Consider the following 15,011-nt stretch of genomic DNA (forward strand, 5'->3'; position numbering starts at 1 on the left):
CCAGTGGCGAGGACAGGTGCATACGAGCCAGACCGATCAGGGCCCTCCTTCTTTCCTCGAAAGCACGATCGCGACTGCCCTTGGGCCGAGGCATGTTCAACAACTCCAGTTTAGGAATCTAATCCAAAGCGGTCTGGCAATCGTACAACATTTTGTCTATCGATTGAGACATAGAATGGCGAGTTCAGCACGGAAACAAAAAGGCTCCCGCATGCGTCGCTTATCTGCGTGGAAGATCTTGCTTGTGCTGGCGCTCTTTGGTGCGGGTGCTTTTGCAATCCTTGAACGTCCGTGGGAGGCCAAGCCAAAAAGTGTGGCAGCCGAAGTGCTCGCGCCAGGTCCGTATACGCAAGTGCTTGCCGTCAACGGTCGTGTGGCAGCGCGCGAGTCAGTTCCGGTTCGATCGTCCGTGTCTGGACAGGCGATCGAAGTCCTGGCCGGCGAAGGCGACATGATCAATGCAGGCAATGTGCTTGTGCAATTGGATGCTACGCAGCCAAAGAGCGTGGTGGATCAAGCGCAAGCAGCGCTAGATGCTGGTATTGTTCGGCAAGCCCAGGCGCAGGCCACCGTAGACAGGGCTGTGGCCCTAGGCGAAAATGCCCCACGTTCGACGCGTGAAGATGCCGAGCTTGCCCTTGCAGGTGCCACCAACGAGGTTGCCCGGCTGCAAGCAGCACTCGATCAGGCAAAGAGTCAGCTGGACCAATACACTATTCGGGCGCCGCTCGAAGGCGTGATCCTAACTCGGACTGTTGATCGTGGGCAAATTGTTGATCCTCAGGCTGAGCTTTTTCGTGTTGCCGATCTTTCTGAGCTACTGGTTGAGACCGATGTGGATGAGCTTTACTCATCAAGGATCAAAGCCGGGCTAGAAGCGCTTTTGAAGCCGGTTGGCCACAGTGTCTCCCGCCTAGGCAATGTTGTGTTTGCCGCACCAAGCGTTGATCCCGCGACTGGTGGGCGTGCCATCAAGATTGCCTTCGCCGAGCCAGCGGATTTGCCGGTTGGTTTGACTGTGAACGCCAATATCATTGTGTCCGAAGAAACCGAGGCGCTCACCGTTCCGCGGGGAGCTATCGTCACCGAAGGCGCGGACAGCCACGTGTTCGTGCTCGAGAATGGCGTAGCTGTGCGCAGGCCTGTCGAGTTTTCCGATTGGCCCGCCGATCGCGTCATTGTCACGGAAGGCCTCAATGAAGGTGATGTGGTGATCTCCGACTCTTCTGCGATTGCGGAACGTCAAAGCGTCGTTGCGGAGTAACGCATGCTCTATGGCCTCAAGATTGCTCTGCGCTATCTCACCGCAAACAAGGGGCAAACCGGACTGCTAATTGCCGGTGTGGCGGTGGGCGTTTTCGTTTTCATCTTCATGAGCGCATTGATCGGAGGGCTGGCGGTATTTCTGGTGCAGCGCACCGTGGGCGATATCGCCCATGTCACGGTAGAGGCTCCATCGCGTGATCCTGCATCTCTGCTACCCCCCGATGTTGGGGCGCTGGTTGCGGAGCAACGCGCAACCAATCAGCGCCAGCAATTGCGCACTGCAGATGCGTTTTTGCCCTTGATCGAGGCGCTCCCCGAAGTCGCCGTCACATCGCAGCAGATCGTGGGTAATGGCTTCATGGTGCGAGGTGTCGTCACTGCGCCGGTTAGTGTTACCGGGGTGGAGACAGACAAGGTGTCTGCAATTGCCGATATCGAGAAGGCGCTTCAAGATGGTTCGACCGATCTTGCCAATTCCAGCGTCATCATGGGGTCTACATTGGCGAGTGATCTCGGCGTCAGTGTAGGCCAGGTGGTGCGCCTCCAGTCGGATCAGGATGTCGAGCGTCCCTTGGTGGTGAGTGGCATATTCGAGCTTGGCGTCGAAGCGTTGGATGCAAGGTCTGCCTTTGTCAGCCTTTCCACAGCGCGGACCTTGTTCAACCTGCCACAGGGCATTTCGCGTATAGAGATCAAGCTTAGTGATCTCAATCAGGCGCCGCCTGTCGCCCGGCGGATTGCAAACGAGACCGGCCTAAAGGCAACGCCTTGGACTGAGGGTAATTCCCAGCTCCTCGACGGCCTTCGGGCGCAGGCGAACTCCGGCAATTTGATCAAGGCGTTTGCGCTCATCACAATTGTCATTGGTGTAGCCAGCGCACTCTTGCTGTCGACGTATAGGCGCCGGCCGGAAATCGGCATCATGCGCGCAATGGGCGCCAGCCGAGGCTTCGTGATCTTAGTGTTTGTGACGCAGGGCGCACTAATTGGCCTCCTGGGTGGATTGATCGGGGCAGGGCTGGGGTATGCGGCCCTGCTGCCCTTTCCAGTTCCGGAACTGGCTCCGCCTGGAGGGTTGCCGGTTGATGTGCGGCAGGGTGCCTATGGCCTTGCCATTTCGCTTACAGCGATTGGGGCCATCCTCGCATCGATCCTGCCAGCACGTGCCGCCGCCCGGGTAGACCCTGTGTCGGTGATCGGGCAATGAGCGCACTGCTCGAAGTTCGAGACCTCGTAAAGACCTATGGTGAGGGAGAAGCCGAAACACGGGTTTTGCGGGGACTCGATCTGCGGCTCGACTCAGCTGAACTCGTCGCGCTTCTGGGTCCATCGGGCTCAGGGAAAAGCACCTTGCTGACCATTTTGGGCACGCTGATGCGCCCCACGTCAGGTGAGCATGAAATGTTGGGGGAGGACTTGACCCGTGCAGGTGACCGGGAGCTTACTGAGTTCCGGAACCGGCATATCGGGTTTGTGTTCCAGTTCCACCATCTCCTGCCGGACTTCACGGCGCTCGAGAACGTCATCTTTCCCCTGTCTGTCCAGCTTGGCCGAGAAACCAAGGCTGCCCGTGAGAGAGGACGGGAGTTGCTGGCACGTGTCGGCCTTGAGCACCGCATGGACTATCTTGCGACCAAATTGTCCGGAGGGCAGAAGCAGCGCGTCGCTATAGCACGCGCCTTGATGAACCAGCCAGAACTTGTACTCGCAGATGAACCCACCGGAAATCTTGACCGGGAATCTGCAATGCAGGTCATGGAGTTGATCGGCGAGATCAACAGAAACGAAAAGACCACCTTCCTGATCTCAACGCATGACGAAAAGATCGCGGAAATCTGCAGTCGTCAAATCCGTGTTGTTGACGGGCTGACCCAGTGAAACAGGGGCAACTATAAGCCGGCCCGAAAGGCACATACGCTCTTGGTCTTCCCCACGAGGCGCGTTGAAGTGATCCCCCGCTCAGCGTGCGCAAGACATGAGGGGACATGATCGCGCAGTTCTTGCCCTCACTTTTGGCACGATACAAAGCCGCATCGGCTTTCGACATCATCTCACTCAGGGTTTCCTGTTGATCGCGGATGTGAATACCGATGCTGACCGTTACGTGGCGACCTTCAGGCAGGCAATTCAGCCTGGCCGTGCTCAGATGCTCGCTGATGCTTTCAGCGGTCCGGAGAAGGGCGTTACGGCTGAGCTGCTGAAAGAAGAGGGCGAACTCCTCCCCACCAGTTCGACCGACTAGATTGGGCCGGCCGATTGTAGACAGCACTTTTGCAACCAGCGCGATGACCTCGTCCCCAACCGCATGGCCGAAAGTGTCGTTGATCTCTTTGAAATTATCGATGTCGGCGATCATCACTGCCGCAGGGGCTTCAATTGTCCCGGACCCGGGCATGAGTGCAAGGACCTCCTTGTCGAAGCCCCGCCGATTCAGCAAACCGGTAAGGTAGTCCTGGTTTGCCTCTTTCCTGAGGTCAATCATGATCTGTCCTGCGACGGCAGCAATGAACGCCAGTGCGGCAGCAACAGCGAGCATGGGTGTGAACGCTACAACGGTCGCCCAGTAGTCCGAGGATGTGAACGTCCCGCCTTCGTTCAAGTCGAGTGTGCCAAGCCAGGTGGCTGTTGGCCGGGCAACGGCGAACAGGAAGATGAGCATGATGAATGCGAACAAAATCCAGTCAACAAGTGTGCTCGGCTTTGCCCGGATCAGAAGCCAGGATGTATAGCCAGTCATCACGGCATAGGCGGCGCTCACCACATAGATGCGGGCCTCCAAAGAGGGTTCGACGATCAGGTAGTGGTGGAATGCCGCGGCAGTAAGAATAAACAGCGCAGCCAGGGCAAGCACCGGAATACCGATATTTGCACGTCTTAGGGCACTGATGCAGGCAAGAGATATCGCTGCAAAAAAGGCAAAGTTGGCCGCCGCGCGGAGCCATTCACCTTCATAGAGCCTCAGCAGATCGTTGAGGGCGAACCCTAATCCATTGAACAGGAAAGCAGTGCCCATCATCGGCAGGTAGTGCAAACGCGGGCGCTTGGTCCAGATAGCGAAGAAAGTCGCGGCCAAAACGAGGCTGAGCACGGGGTTCAGCAGGGAAAAAAAGAACTGCCCGGGCATGAGCCAGTCCACTTCGTCTTAAAGTCGCGTTGCCGGCAACATTGCCCTTATTCCCGAACGAACCATTAAGCTTGGTCCCAGTTTTCAAATATGAACAGCTTTCCAAGATGTTTGGCGAAGCACGATCATGGAACTGCTTCCGACTATCAATGTGCCGTTGGCGCCAAATTTCTTAAACGAATGGCTTCAAGGCTGCCTGTTGGCCTGGACCCTCATTTCTGTTCGCCCTTTCCCGGCGGGTAGCTCACGCGGCCATTGCTGGCGTGGGCGCCTTTGGTGAGGCTTGCAGGAGCTATGTTGCCGGGGCTGAGGATGTGGAAGACTTCCTGGCCATTACTCAGAAGATAATCGGCAATAATGCGTCGGTGGCAGCGCCACCAAACGGCTTCGGCGCACATGATCGCCGTGCGCGCTTGCGTTCCATGTTCACGCAGTTGAGCCAGGCCAGTTTGGAATGCCGGAGAGAGGGCATAATCGGCGTAATTCTGGAAGCTCTTGTTGCGCCAGAAGCCTCCGCTTTGCTCCACAGCCTTTTGCTTTCCTCTTAGGCCGCCAAGTTCGGCAATGTGAATGCACCTGATCTGGTATGGGGCGAGTTCGTGGGGCAGGACGTCGATGTTGAACTGCGGGTTTGTTCGGGAGCGTGGGATGGAGCGGACGTCCACCAGAAGTTGGACATTAGCCTCCCGCAATAGGGAAGCGAATTCTTCGATGCTTCGCGTCGAGTGCCCGATGGTGAAATACGGGTTCTCTGCACTCATTGCTTCCGGCACCTTCTTGACCCCACAATAAAGCTGGTCGCGATCCGTCGCCCGCCAGCCTGCCTATTCAGCAAGACGATCGGAATGGCCAAGCCGTTCCATTGAGTTTTCCGGTGAATTGGCGTGCAGGAACGCAACAAACATATGAAGGGGTGAGGAGAATGGCCCCGCAACAACAGGGCAGCCCCGGCCGCGAACTTGGCCATAGGCAGGAGGATTTTGGCAAATCCACCTGGGTTGTAGTGGTTAATCTGATCGCAACTAAAACGCGAAGCTCCCGTTTGACCGGTCCCGGCCAGCAACGTCGGACAACAATCAGGAGAGTTGAGGATGTTCTTCAGAACCAACCAGTTCCAGTACAATGCACGCCCTGAAAAGCCAGATCCGGTTTATGCCAACAAGCTGCAGGAGGTGCTCGGGGGCCAGTGGGGCGAGATCAGCGTCATGATGACCTATCTGTTCCAGGGCTGGAATTGTCGTGCACCGGCCAAGTACCGGGACATGATCTTGGACATCGGTACAGAAGAAATCGCTCACGTCGAAATGCTGGCGACCATGATTGCCCGCCTGCTGGAAAGCTCGCCGGTAGAGGCACGTGAGGAAGCCGCCAAAAATTCGGTGATCGGCGCTGTGATGGGCGGCGCTCGCGTGGAGGACGTCATTGTGGCGGGCATGGATCCGCAGCACGCTATCGTCTCGGGCGGCGGCGCTACCCCAAATGACAGCGTCGGCTTCCCCTGGACCGCCCGCTATACGGTTGCCTCGGGCAATCTGCTTGCCGACTTCCGCTTCAACGTAACAGCGGAGACGCAGGGCCGCCTGCAGGTGACGCGCCTCTATGAGATGACGGATGATCCTGGCGTTCGTGACATGCTATCCTTCCTTATCGCACGCGACACCATGCACCAGAACCAGTGGCTGGCCGCCATTCGCGAACTGGAGGAAGACGGTCTTGATGCGACGCCGGCGCCCATGAGCTTCCCGCAGGAAAAGGAAAAGTCGGAAGTAGCTTACCAGTTCTGGAACTGCTCGGAGGGCACCGAAAGCGCCGAAGGGCGCTGGGCCAAGGGGCCGACGCCCGACGGCAAGGGCCAGTTCCAGTACCTGGCCGACCCCAAGCCGCTTGGCGAAACGGTTACAGAACTGCCGCCGGCCGATCCGCGTTTGCATGGCACGCCCAAAAAGGCAATGCCGCCGATGTCGAGCTAAATCGCCGAGTTCAAAAGGGGACCATCAGGTCCCCTTTTTAAGGTGGCGTTGGAGGGTCTTGGAGGCAATTACATCGACTGGAGCGAGGCCATTGTCGATGCGTGTCTCAATGGTCACACCTGCGGCTTGTTCCCGCTTGCGGGTCCAAATGCCCAGTTGACCGTTCTCATGAGTGCCACATGTGGGGCACAGGAGCCGTAAAATGAGGAAAGAGCAGGGCAGGACCGCAGAATAACCCCTGTTCTGCCCATACAATTGCGATCTTAGAACACATCTCTCAGGTGAATGGCGGCATCAACAACGCCACTCACGAGACTTGGTTCCACGCATATGAAGAAATTTCCCCAGGCCGCCCTGAGCATCGCTCTTTCTCTTGCTCTTTGCGCCACTCCCATCCTACCGCAGGCTTACGCTAGCGAGGCAAAGGTCCTAAGCGGGGTAGCGTCCTGGTATGGACCTGGCTTTCATGGTCGTACCACGGCCAATGGCGAACGCTACAACATGAACGGGCTGACAGCGGCGCATAAATCACTGAAGTTCGGCACCAAGGTGCGCGTAACCAATCAAAAGAACGGCAAATCCGTTGTTGTTCGGATCAATGATCGCGGCCCCTATGTTGGCAGCCGCATCATCGATCTCTCCAAGAGCGCAGCTCAGGCCATCGACATGATTGGGCCCGGCACGGCAGCTGTGAAGGTGGAAGTGCTGGCTTAACGGCATTCCTGCCTGCCAGGCGACCTCATGATCTCGGCAAGCTGCAATAATCAAGATCAATCGGCGCGGTCTGTGTGAACGATCCGCGCCGGTGGACATTCTTCGGAAAACCTTGGGCAGCGGGGAGCGGGCAGCTTGTTCGTGCTTGGCTGCCAAAACCATCTCCGAGGAGCATTCCATGAGAACTACCCGCCTCGGCCGCACAGGCCTTGAAGTCAGCCGCATATGCTTTGGCTGCATGTCCTTCGGCAAGGTAACGGAGGAGCGACCTTGGGTGCTCGGTATCGAGGAGGCCCTTCCCATGTTCCGCCGCGCCTGGGAGGCTGGTGTCAATTTTTTGACACGGCCAATGTTTATGCGCAAGGGACAAGCGAGGAGATTACCGGGCAGGTGATCAAGGAGCTTGCGCCGCGGGACGAAATCGTTCTTGCCACCAAGGTTTTCGGCCGCATGCGCCCAGGGCCCAACGGGCAGGGCCTGTCGCGCAAGGCCATCCTCAGCGAGATCGACAATAGCCTGCGGCGTCTCGGCACCGACTACGTCGACCTCTACCAGATACATCGGTTCGATCCGTTCACGCCCGTGGAAGAAACCATGGAGGCCCTCCATCACATCGTGCGGGCCGGCAAGGCGCGCTATATCGGGGCGTCTTCCATGTGGGCCTGGCAGTTCGCCAAACTCCAGCATGCTGCTGAATTACACGGCTGGACCAAGTTCGTTTCCATGCAGAACCAGGTAAGCCTCACATATCGTGAGGAAGAACGCGAGATGATCCCGCTCTGCCTCGACCAGAGGGTGGCGCTGCTGCCTTGGAGTCCTCTTGGTGGGGGCAAGCTGACGCGGCCGTGGGGCACGCAGACCAAGCGTGCCACGACCGATCGCTACAACAAGAGCATGTATGAAGAAACCCAAGGCAATGCCCCGGCCGTTGTGGAAGCCGTTGAGGCGGTGGCGAATTCACGCGGCGTGCCTATGGCACAAATAGCCATGGCCTGGGTTCTGCAAAAACCGGGTGTGACCTCCCCCATCGTGGGTGCAAGCAAGCTGTCTCATATCGAGGACGCGGTGGCAGCAGAGGCGTTGACCCTGAGCCCGCAGGAGATCGAGCAACTCGAAGGGCCATACCAGCCAATGGATGTGAAGGGTTTTTGGGGCGGAGGCCTCACCCTCGCGATAGGCACGCCTCTGGATAGATGTAGCAGGAGGGCATCAGGGTGGAGCAAGCAACAGGATCGCCCGGCATCGGCACGGCGCCTGCTTTTGCTGTGACCGGCACGTCGAGCGGCATTGGCCATGCCCTATCCCGTTTGGCAATCGGGAATGGCGCTCACATTTTTGGAATTGTGCGCAGCTAGGATGATGCAGACCGGGTTGGCAGGGAATTGGGCCCGCGCTTCCATGGACTTGTTTGCGACGTTCGTGACAACAAGGCCGTTGCTGCAGCAGCAGAACAGGTCCGGGTGGCTTTGGGTGGCCGGCGCTTGTCGGGGCTGGTCAACAATGCAGCGATTGCCATTCCCGGGCCCCTGATGCTGCAGCCGCTCGAGGAACTTCGCGCGCAGCTCGAGACGGATCTCGTTTCCCTGTTTGTTGTGACCAAGGCTTTTGGGCCTTTGTTGGGTGTTGATGCCAGCCCTGCGGGAAAACCTGGGCGCATCGTCAATTTGTCGTCGATGGGAGGTAAGCTCAGGCAGCCTCTTGCCATAGCCTATATCGCGTCCAAGCATGGGGTGGAGGGATTTACCGGCGCTCTAAGGCGCGAATTCAAGGTTTACGGCATCCATGTCTGTGCCGTTGCCCCCGGCGTTGTGGATACGCCCGTTTGGGACAAGGTGGCGGCGCTTAAGGGGCGCTATGACGGCACGATCTACGAGGAGCCTTTCAACAAAGGCGGCGCCACCATGGTGGAAGGAGGCAAGAACTACGGCAGCAGTCCTGAGGGAATTGCCGAGGTAATCTGGCGCGCACTGACCGAGCCGCGGCCAAAGCTGCGCTACCGGCCTGCAAGCCACCCTATTCTCGAACATGGCGTGCTGATGGCCTTACCCCCAAGAGCCATAGATTGGGGCTTGGGCCGGTTTATTGGGTTGCGGCGGAAGGTGTAGGCGCCTCGGCAGCCGGGCGGCGCCAGTGGTAGCGCATATCGGGTTCGCGCTCCTCGTTCCCGGCTCCGTCGGTGAACTCAACGGCCGCAAAGCCGTGCTTCTCATAGAAGCGTCGGGCGGCGTCGTTTTTCTGGAAGGTCCAGAGCTGGAGTTCGTCCGAATTAGCCTGCGCCACTTTCAGGAGCGTGTGGCCAATGCCCTTTCCCTGGTGTTCGGGAAGCACATAGAGCTGGTCGACCCAGCCGGGACGAAAGGCGATGATGCCAGCCAGACCATCACCCGCGAAGATGCCCCAAACGGTGCAGTCGCGAAGGACATGGTTGCGGAAATAGAAGGTGTCTTCCTCGGGCGTATGAAGACCGGAAAGCCACGGCAGCTGCGCATCGAAGGAGCGCCGGTGCACCTGTGCAGCGGCTTGGGCGTGCTGTTCGGTAAGTCGGACCGGCTCTGAAAGTTCGCTGATCACTATCGTTCTCCCCTGTCGGTCATCAGGGCTGGGGCAAAAGCCCCTGCCGCAGCAATTCATCGCGCCAAAAGAAAATAACGGTTCTCATGATGGTGAGCAGCGGCTGGACCTGGTCGGCACTGTCGCGGATGTAGAAGCCTTCGGCCATTGCATCGTCGGCCCAGTCGTCCTCGTCGGTGTCATCCTCGAAGTCGGCAAATGATGGCGGTGCGTAGCTCCCTATCCGTTCAGCCTCAGGCGCATAACGCGTGATGTGGACGTGCTTGGCATAGTTTCCCAGATCCCGCACGAGCTTGAGGGCAGGTTGGCGTAGTTCGATTTCCGAACGGTAGTCGGAAGGATCGACCCCTTTGGCGGCAGCGACGTGTTCGGCCAGATGGGCGGCCATGATCAGGCAAACATAGGCACGACGAGCCGAGCCGGGCGAGGCTGCCAGCGCAGCAACGGAGTCCTCGGTCAGGCTTAGAATGTCGTGCGGCTTTATGGGAAAGTTCATTCGTGGTGATCGCCTGTGGGACGGCAGCACCGGAACATTGCAGGCGCCATGATGGTTTTCAACATGTGTCGTGCGTTTAGATGTTCCACAGGTAGCCAGCAAAAGGCGGAAGAACAGGGTAATGAAAGAGCTTCAGCGAGTTAACGTCAGGGCCGGCGATGTCTGGGGCAGTTTTCGCTGGGCGGAGCGTCCAGTCTGCTCGTGTGGTCAGCTGGCGGCTGCGGTCGAGAGCAAGCTGGTCTTTGTCAGTGCCGAGACCGTTGGAGAGGGGGTGCGGCGAGGCAATCTGTTTTACGTGCTTCCGGTGAGTGGCGACGGGTTCTTCGCGCTGGATGAAGGCATTGCCATTTCCTGCTGTCCTTGGTGTGGCGATGAAATTGTGGGGCGGCGGCGAAACTAGGCGCAAACTTGGGAAGAAATGGTCCGTCACCTGAACCTTCCCGCGTGGAATTTGGTTATGGCTAAATGGCCGAACCGAAGCTGACACCAGAAGAGCGGCGCGAAAAGAAAGCTGCAAAGCGCACCAAGCAGCGCGAGATTACGGTTCTGCGCGCCGGCAAGATGCACAAGGCGCGACTGCTTGCGGAAGAAAGCGGCACTGAACCGCGTTCCTATCCGCTGCCAGCGCTCAACGTCGGGTGTTCGGGCTGGTTCTATTGGCACCTCAAGGGCAGCTTTTATCCGACGCAAATGCCAACCAGTGAGTGGTTCGCCCATTATGCCGATCATTTCAGCACGGTAGAGCTGAATGCTCCGTTTTATACTTGGCCAACCCTCAAAACCGTGGAGTCCTGGAGCCAGCAGGCAGGCGAGCGGGAGATGGTCTACACCGTCAAGGTGTCCGAGCTGATCACGCACATCAAGAAGTTCGAGGACACCGGGACCTTGGTCAAGGATTTCGGCCTGATCGCTGATCTGTTGGGGCCGCGGATGGGTTGCTTTTTGTTTCAGCTGCCGCCCAGTGTGCAATATTCGCCGGCCTTGCTGCAGACGATTGTGGGGCAACTCGACCCCAGGCGGCGCAATGTGGTCGAGTTTCGCCATGAAAGCTGGTGGAACGAGGCGGTTTACACGGCCTTTCGGGAGGCCGGCGCCATTTTTTGTTCCTGCAGCGGGCCCAAGCTGCCTGACGCTTTGATCAAGACAGCCGACGACATCTATGTCCGCTTCCATGGCGTGGAGCGATGGTATCGCCACGATTATAGCCATGACGAACTGCTTGTTTGGGCACACCGCATTCGCGCTTCCGGTGCCAAGCGGGTCTGGGTTTACTTCAACAATGACTTCGATGGCTACGCGATCAAGAACGCTATCATGCTGCGGGAGATTTTGACGGGCATGGAACCGGCCGCGACCCTTCGAACCAGCACGCAGGCGGGGCTGGTGCAGGCGCTGGCTCGATAACAATGGCACCATAAAGGAACGTCGAATGGAACAAAGATGGCCCAGGCGCTTGTGGATCGTTCGCCACGGGGAAAGCACGGGCAATGTGGCGCGGCAGGCTGCCATGGATGCAGGGCTGGCCGAGATCAATATTGACCATCGCGACATCGACGTTCCCTTAAGTGCCAATGGCGAACAGCAAGCCATTGCGCTTGGACGCTGGTTTGCGCGCGATGGTGCGGGCGGATTGCCCGAGGTCGTTCTTGCATCGCCCTATTCCCGAGCGCGCAGGACGGCGGAACTGGTTGCAGAGCATGGCCGCTTTGCCGATGCGGAGTTCAGTTGGGACGAGCGGCTCCGGGAAAAGGAGTTCGGCATTCTTGATCGCTTGACCACGGCAGGGATCCGCGAGCGATACCCCGAACAGGCGCGGTTTCGCAGCCTGTTGGGCAAATTCTATCATCGTCCGCCAGCGGGGGAGAGTTGGTGCGATGTGATCCTGCGGCTGCGCGGTCTCATGGATACGATTGGCCTCCACCATGCGGGCCAGGACGTGCTGATCGTCAGCCATCAGGTGGTGGTGCTCTGCCTGCGTTACCTGCTTGAGCGCCTGAGCGAGGAAGAGATCCTGGCGATCGATAGGGAAGGCGATGTCGCCAATTGCTCGATCACCGAGTACCGCTTTGTCCAAGGCGATCGCAGGGGCGGCGAAATGGCGCTGCAGCGCTATAATTTCGTTGCTCCACTGGAGGAGGCAGGGGCCGTCGTAACTGCGGAACCGCCGCTGGTGAAGGCGCCACAATGAGCGATCATTCGATTACAGCCGATTTCCTCCGGCGCAACCCGCTTCCGCTTCCCTTGGGGGAGGTCGACAAGAATTCGCGCGGCAGGGTCATCGTGGTTGGGGGCAATCGGGAGGTGCCGGGCGCAGTGCTTCTCGCGGCGCTGTCGGCGCTCCGGTCGGGGGCCGGCAAGGTGCAGATTGCCACCATTGCACAGAGCGCGCTCGGGCTTGGCCTGGCAATCCCCGAAGCGCGTGTAGTCGGCCTAAGCGAGAACGGGAATGGCGACATCGATCCCGGAAATGCTGGGTCTATCCTGCCGAGGATCAAGAGCGAGGATGCACTGGTTCTTGGACCCGGCATGCTGGACGACGAAGCTGCCGGGACTTTGGCTGCCGCCATTCTGTCTGGGTCGGAAGGCCCGAGCTTTGTCCTTGATGCGGCGGCGTTGACGGGCCTGCGCAACAGCCCTGAGCGCGTGAAAAAGCATGCCGGGCGGGTGGTCTTGACCCCGCATGCGGGTGAGATGGCGACCTTTCTTGATGTTCCGATTGAAAGCATCGAGGCAGATCCGCCCGGTGCCGCGCGGCGTGCCGCTGCTGCCACGGGTGCTGTTGTGATCATGAAGGGGAGCCGGACCCATATCGCGAGCCCCCAGGGTGAAATCTGGCAATCTGCGCATGGCAATTTCGGGTTGGCTGTTTCGGGTTCCGGCGACACGCTGTCGGGCATTATCGGCGGGCTGCTGGCACGCGGTGCATCGGCGCTGCTGGCGGCGCAATGGGCCGTTTTCATGCATGGCGAGGCCGGGGATCGCCTCAAGAACACGCATGGCTTGCTGGGGTATCTGGCCAGTGAAATACCAACGGAGATCCCGCGGATCATGGCCGATTTCGGTGGCAAGGATTAGCCTACTCACAGTCTATAGCGGGCTGAAATCTCTTTGAGCTGTGTGGTCGGGAACCTTAGGGGCAAGTTCGGATTGGCTTTTCTAAACAATGGAGAAAGCCATGCCAGACAACAACATGCCGACCGAGTTTCCTGAGCAGCCGCAGTCCCCGCCAGGTTTGACGGGCAAGATGCAGCCCATCCCCGATCATGGCGAGGACAGCTATGTCGGCAGTGGCAAGCTCAACGGCAAGATCGCCCTGATCACAGGCGCCGATAGTGGCATTGGCCGCGCTGTGGCCATCGCCTTTGCTCGCGAGGGCGCTGATGTCGTTGTTTCCTATCTCAACGAGCATGAGGACGCCCGCGCGACCGCCGAACTGGTGGAAGGGGCAGGGCGTCGGTGCCTGGTTATTGCGGGTGACATCACCGATGAGGCGCATTGCCAGACGCTGGTGCAGCGGACGGTGGATGAACTGGGCGGCATTGACATCCTGGTCAATAACGCCGCCTTTCAGCGCACCTATGCCGAGCTGACCGATATCTCGTCGGAAGAATGGGACACCACGCTGCGCACCAATATCTACGCGCCGTTCTTTCTGAGCAAGGCGGCCGTGCCACATATGGAGCCGGGTAGTTCCATCATCAACACGACGTCCATCCAGTCGAAATCGCCTTCGCCTGAACTGCTGGCTTACGCCACGACCAAGGGTGCTATTTCCAACTTCACTGCGGGCCTGGCGCAGATGCTCGGCAGCAAGGGTATTCGGGTCAATGCCGTGGCGCCAGGACCAATCTGGACGCCGCTTATTCCCTCGACCATGCCGCCGGAAAAGGTCAGTACCTTTGGCCAGCAGACCCCGATCGGCCGGGTAGGTCAGCCGGCGGAACTGGCGGGGGCTTATGTCCTATTGGCGTCCGACCAGGGCAGCTACATGACTGGAGCCGTTGTTCCAGTGACCGGCGGCGAGATCATGATCTAGCCAAGGATTGGCGCCTGGCTCATCTTGAGCCGGGCGCCTTTTTCTAGGCCTTTGCGGCGAACCAGTCCAGGCAGCCGAGGGGCACGATATTGTTGCTGACCAGGACGGCCCCAAGCGCGTAGAAGCCGGTGGCCTGGGTGTCGGAGGGCACTTCAAGAGCCCAAAGCTGTTGTGATGGATCGGTCCAGAGGATCTTGGCATCCAAGGCCTGGGTTGCGGAAAAGGCCGCCTGTGGCGTGACATTGGGGCCAAACATAACCATGACGGGGCCGCCGCCGGGTGGTGGCATGGATGCGACGGCAGCCGATGCCAGAACGCCAAGGGTCAGGGCTGCAGGGCTAAGCATGAGCCCCTTTGACCTTGTGTCGATCCGGCGCCGCAGGGCTATGCCCCAGACGAGTGGGACAAGGCCGAATACAGCCAGCCAAACCAGATCCCAGAGGAGAGGATTGTCGACATCCATGCGCACGCGGTGGATGCCGAGTACCCAATGGGAGAGAATGGCGTCGGCCACATGCCAGGCGCCAAAGCCGATCAGGGCGCAAGCCAGGGTGAGGCGGTCACTGCTGCTCGCGAAGGCATTCCGGCTTCGCCATAGAAGGACGAGGCCTATTGCCGCCAGAACATACATGAGGAGATGGAAAAGGCCGTCGGCAAGGATCAGCAGCCTTACATCGTGCCGCGCCTCTTCAAGACCGCTCAGCAGGTGATGCCATTGCAGCACCTGGTGCAGCAGGATGCCGTCGAAGAAGCCGCCCAGGGCAAAGCCAAGCAGATAGAAACTCCAGTGGAGCTGCCGGCCTGGCCTTGCTGTGGCGGCTTCGGCCATTTCTG

At 59.0% G+C, this 15,011-nt stretch carries 15 protein-coding genes and 2 pseudogenes; 11 read left to right on the plus strand and 6 right to left on the minus strand.

Annotated features, from left to right (window positions below; genetic code table 11):
* Window positions 1-16 precede the first annotated feature (16 nt).
* From DDE77_RS08220 to DDE77_RS08230, 3 genes are read left to right on the plus strand one after another with little or no spacing between them, the layout of a single operon-like run.
* Window positions 17-1,264 (plus strand): efflux RND transporter periplasmic adaptor subunit, encoded by a 1,248-nt coding sequence (locus tag DDE77_RS08220; RefSeq protein ID WP_245895135.1) that lies wholly within the window; start codon window positions 17-19, stop codon window positions 1,262-1,264.
* A gap of 3 nt (window positions 1,265-1,267) precedes the next feature.
* A complete protein-coding gene (locus DDE77_RS08225) occupies window positions 1,268-2,473 on the plus strand; it encodes an ABC transporter permease (protein ID WP_108396989.1) in 1,206 nt (401 codons plus the stop codon).
* Window positions 2,470-3,144, plus strand: a complete 675-nt coding sequence (locus tag DDE77_RS08230; RefSeq protein WP_108396990.1) for an ABC transporter ATP-binding protein — start codon at window positions 2,470-2,472, stop codon at window positions 3,142-3,144. Before DDE77_RS08225 ends, DDE77_RS08230 begins: the two co-directional genes overlap by 4 nt.
* Here the strand turns inward: DDE77_RS08230 and DDE77_RS08235 are convergent.
* Entirely contained in the window at window positions 3,041-4,390 is a 1,350-nt protein-coding gene (locus DDE77_RS08235; RefSeq protein WP_108396991.1) for a GGDEF domain-containing protein, read from the minus strand. The genes DDE77_RS08230 and DDE77_RS08235 overlap by 104 nt on opposite strands.
* A gap of 212 nt (window positions 4,391-4,602) precedes the next feature.
* Complete coding sequence (locus DDE77_RS08240) at window positions 4,603-5,151, minus strand: DUF488 domain-containing protein (protein ID WP_108396992.1); 549 nt, start codon at window positions 5,149-5,151, stop codon at window positions 4,603-4,605.
* A gap of 330 nt (window positions 5,152-5,481) precedes the next feature.
* Between DDE77_RS08240 and DDE77_RS08245 the strand changes: the two genes are divergently transcribed.
* The 4 genes and pseudogenes from DDE77_RS08245 to DDE77_RS08260 form a co-directional block, all read left to right on the plus strand.
* Entirely contained in the window at window positions 5,482-6,360 is an 879-nt protein-coding gene (locus tag DDE77_RS08245; RefSeq protein WP_108396993.1) for a manganese catalase, read from the plus strand.
* Window positions 6,361-6,690: 330 nt separating this feature from the next.
* Window positions 6,691-7,074 carry a septal ring lytic transglycosylase RlpA family protein gene (locus tag DDE77_RS08250; RefSeq protein WP_210204358.1) on the plus strand — a complete coding sequence of 128 codons (384 nt, stop codon included), beginning with the start codon at window positions 6,691-6,693 and terminating at the stop codon, window positions 7,072-7,074.
* A gap of 178 nt (window positions 7,075-7,252) precedes the next feature.
* A pseudogene (locus DDE77_RS08255) lies at window positions 7,253-8,223 on the plus strand (aldo/keto reductase); the annotation flags it as partial.
* Between the two features lie 224 nt (window positions 8,224-8,447).
* Window positions 8,448-9,179, plus strand: a pseudogene (locus DDE77_RS08260) (SDR family oxidoreductase); the annotation flags it as partial.
* Here the strand turns inward: DDE77_RS08260 and DDE77_RS08265 are convergent.
* The 3 genes from DDE77_RS08265 to DDE77_RS08275 all read right to left on the minus strand — a co-directional run bounded on the left by DDE77_RS08265 (window position 9,154) and on the right by DDE77_RS08275 (window position 10,571).
* On the minus strand, window positions 9,154-9,645 hold the full coding sequence (locus tag DDE77_RS08265; RefSeq protein WP_170116496.1) for a GNAT family N-acetyltransferase: 492 nt from the start codon (window positions 9,643-9,645) through the stop codon (window positions 9,154-9,156). The pseudogene DDE77_RS08260 and the gene DDE77_RS08265 overlap by 26 nt on opposite strands.
* A 22-nt stretch (window positions 9,646-9,667) precedes the next feature.
* The gene (locus DDE77_RS08270) at window positions 9,668-10,141 is read right to left on the minus strand and encodes a hypothetical protein (protein ID WP_108396997.1); all 474 of its coding nucleotides are present in this window, start codon (window positions 10,139-10,141) and stop codon (window positions 9,668-9,670) included.
* A gap of 76 nt (window positions 10,142-10,217) precedes the next feature.
* Entirely contained in the window at window positions 10,218-10,571 is a 354-nt protein-coding gene (locus DDE77_RS08275) for a hypothetical protein (protein ID WP_157959736.1), read from the minus strand.
* A 35-nt stretch (window positions 10,572-10,606) separates the two neighbouring features.
* Between DDE77_RS08275 and DDE77_RS08280 the strand changes: the two genes are divergently transcribed.
* From DDE77_RS08280 to DDE77_RS08295, 4 genes are all read left to right on the plus strand, one after another.
* Window positions 10,607-11,545, plus strand: a complete 939-nt coding sequence (locus DDE77_RS08280; RefSeq protein WP_245895136.1) for a DUF72 domain-containing protein — start codon at window positions 10,607-10,609, stop codon at window positions 11,543-11,545.
* Window positions 11,546-11,570: 25 nt separating this feature from the next.
* Window positions 11,571-12,329, plus strand: a complete 759-nt coding sequence (locus DDE77_RS08285) for a histidine phosphatase family protein (RefSeq protein ID WP_108396999.1) — start codon at window positions 11,571-11,573, stop codon at window positions 12,327-12,329.
* Entirely contained in the window at window positions 12,326-13,216 is an 891-nt protein-coding gene (locus DDE77_RS08290; RefSeq protein ID WP_108397000.1) for an NAD(P)H-hydrate dehydratase, read from the plus strand. The genes DDE77_RS08285 and DDE77_RS08290 overlap by 4 nt, the downstream gene beginning before the upstream one ends.
* Before the next feature lie 100 nt (window positions 13,217-13,316).
* Window positions 13,317-14,177, plus strand: coding sequence for an SDR family oxidoreductase (locus DDE77_RS08295; protein WP_245895137.1), 861 nt, complete (start codon window positions 13,317-13,319; stop codon window positions 14,175-14,177).
* A gap of 43 nt (window positions 14,178-14,220) precedes the next feature.
* Here the strand turns inward: DDE77_RS08295 and DDE77_RS08300 are convergent, their stop codons facing one another.
* On the minus strand, window positions 14,221-15,006 hold the full coding sequence (locus tag DDE77_RS08300; protein WP_108397001.1) for a DUF2243 domain-containing protein: 786 nt from the start codon (window positions 15,004-15,006) through the stop codon (window positions 14,221-14,223).
* Between the last annotated feature and the right edge of the window lie 5 nt (window positions 15,007-15,011).

The organism is Devosia submarina (assembly GCF_003056345.1).
In the GTDB taxonomy this organism is placed as follows: Bacteria; Pseudomonadota; Alphaproteobacteria; order Rhizobiales; family Devosiaceae; genus Devosia; species Devosia submarina.

Excerpts from the sequence above, each read along its gene's own strand:
- DDE77_RS08285 (WP_108396999.1), top strand. The coding sequence starts at position 11,571 with ATGGAACAAAGATGGCCCAGGCGCTTGTGGATCGTTCGCCACGGGGAA.
- DDE77_RS08240 (WP_108396992.1), bottom strand. The coding sequence starts at position 5,151 with ATGAGTGCAGAGAACCCGTATTTCACCATCGGGCACTCGACGCGAAGC.
- DDE77_RS08225 (WP_108396989.1), top strand. The coding sequence starts at position 1,268 with ATGCTCTATGGCCTCAAGATTGCTCTGCGCTATCTCACCGCAAACAAG.
- DDE77_RS08290 (WP_108397000.1), top strand. The coding sequence starts at position 12,326 with ATGAGCGATCATTCGATTACAGCCGATTTCCTCCGGCGCAACCCGCTT.
- DDE77_RS08250 (WP_210204358.1), top strand. The coding sequence starts at position 6,691 with ATGAAGAAATTTCCCCAGGCCGCCCTGAGCATCGCTCTTTCTCTTGCT.
- DDE77_RS08230 (WP_108396990.1), top strand. The coding sequence starts at position 2,470 with ATGAGCGCACTGCTCGAAGTTCGAGACCTCGTAAAGACCTATGGTGAG.
- DDE77_RS08280 (WP_245895136.1), top strand. The coding sequence starts at position 10,607 with ATGGCCGAACCGAAGCTGACACCAGAAGAGCGGCGCGAAAAGAAAGCT.
- DDE77_RS08245 (WP_108396993.1), top strand. The coding sequence starts at position 5,482 with ATGTTCTTCAGAACCAACCAGTTCCAGTACAATGCACGCCCTGAAAAG.
- DDE77_RS08270 (WP_108396997.1), bottom strand. The coding sequence starts at position 10,141 with ATGAACTTTCCCATAAAGCCGCACGACATTCTAAGCCTGACCGAGGAC.
- DDE77_RS08300 (WP_108397001.1), bottom strand. The coding sequence starts at position 15,006 with ATGGCCGAAGCCGCCACAGCAAGGCCAGGCCGGCAGCTCCACTGGAGT.
- DDE77_RS08295 (WP_245895137.1), top strand. The coding sequence starts at position 13,317 with ATGCCAGACAACAACATGCCGACCGAGTTTCCTGAGCAGCCGCAGTCC.
- DDE77_RS08235 (WP_108396991.1), bottom strand. The coding sequence starts at position 4,390 with ATGCCCGGGCAGTTCTTTTTTTCCCTGCTGAACCCCGTGCTCAGCCTC.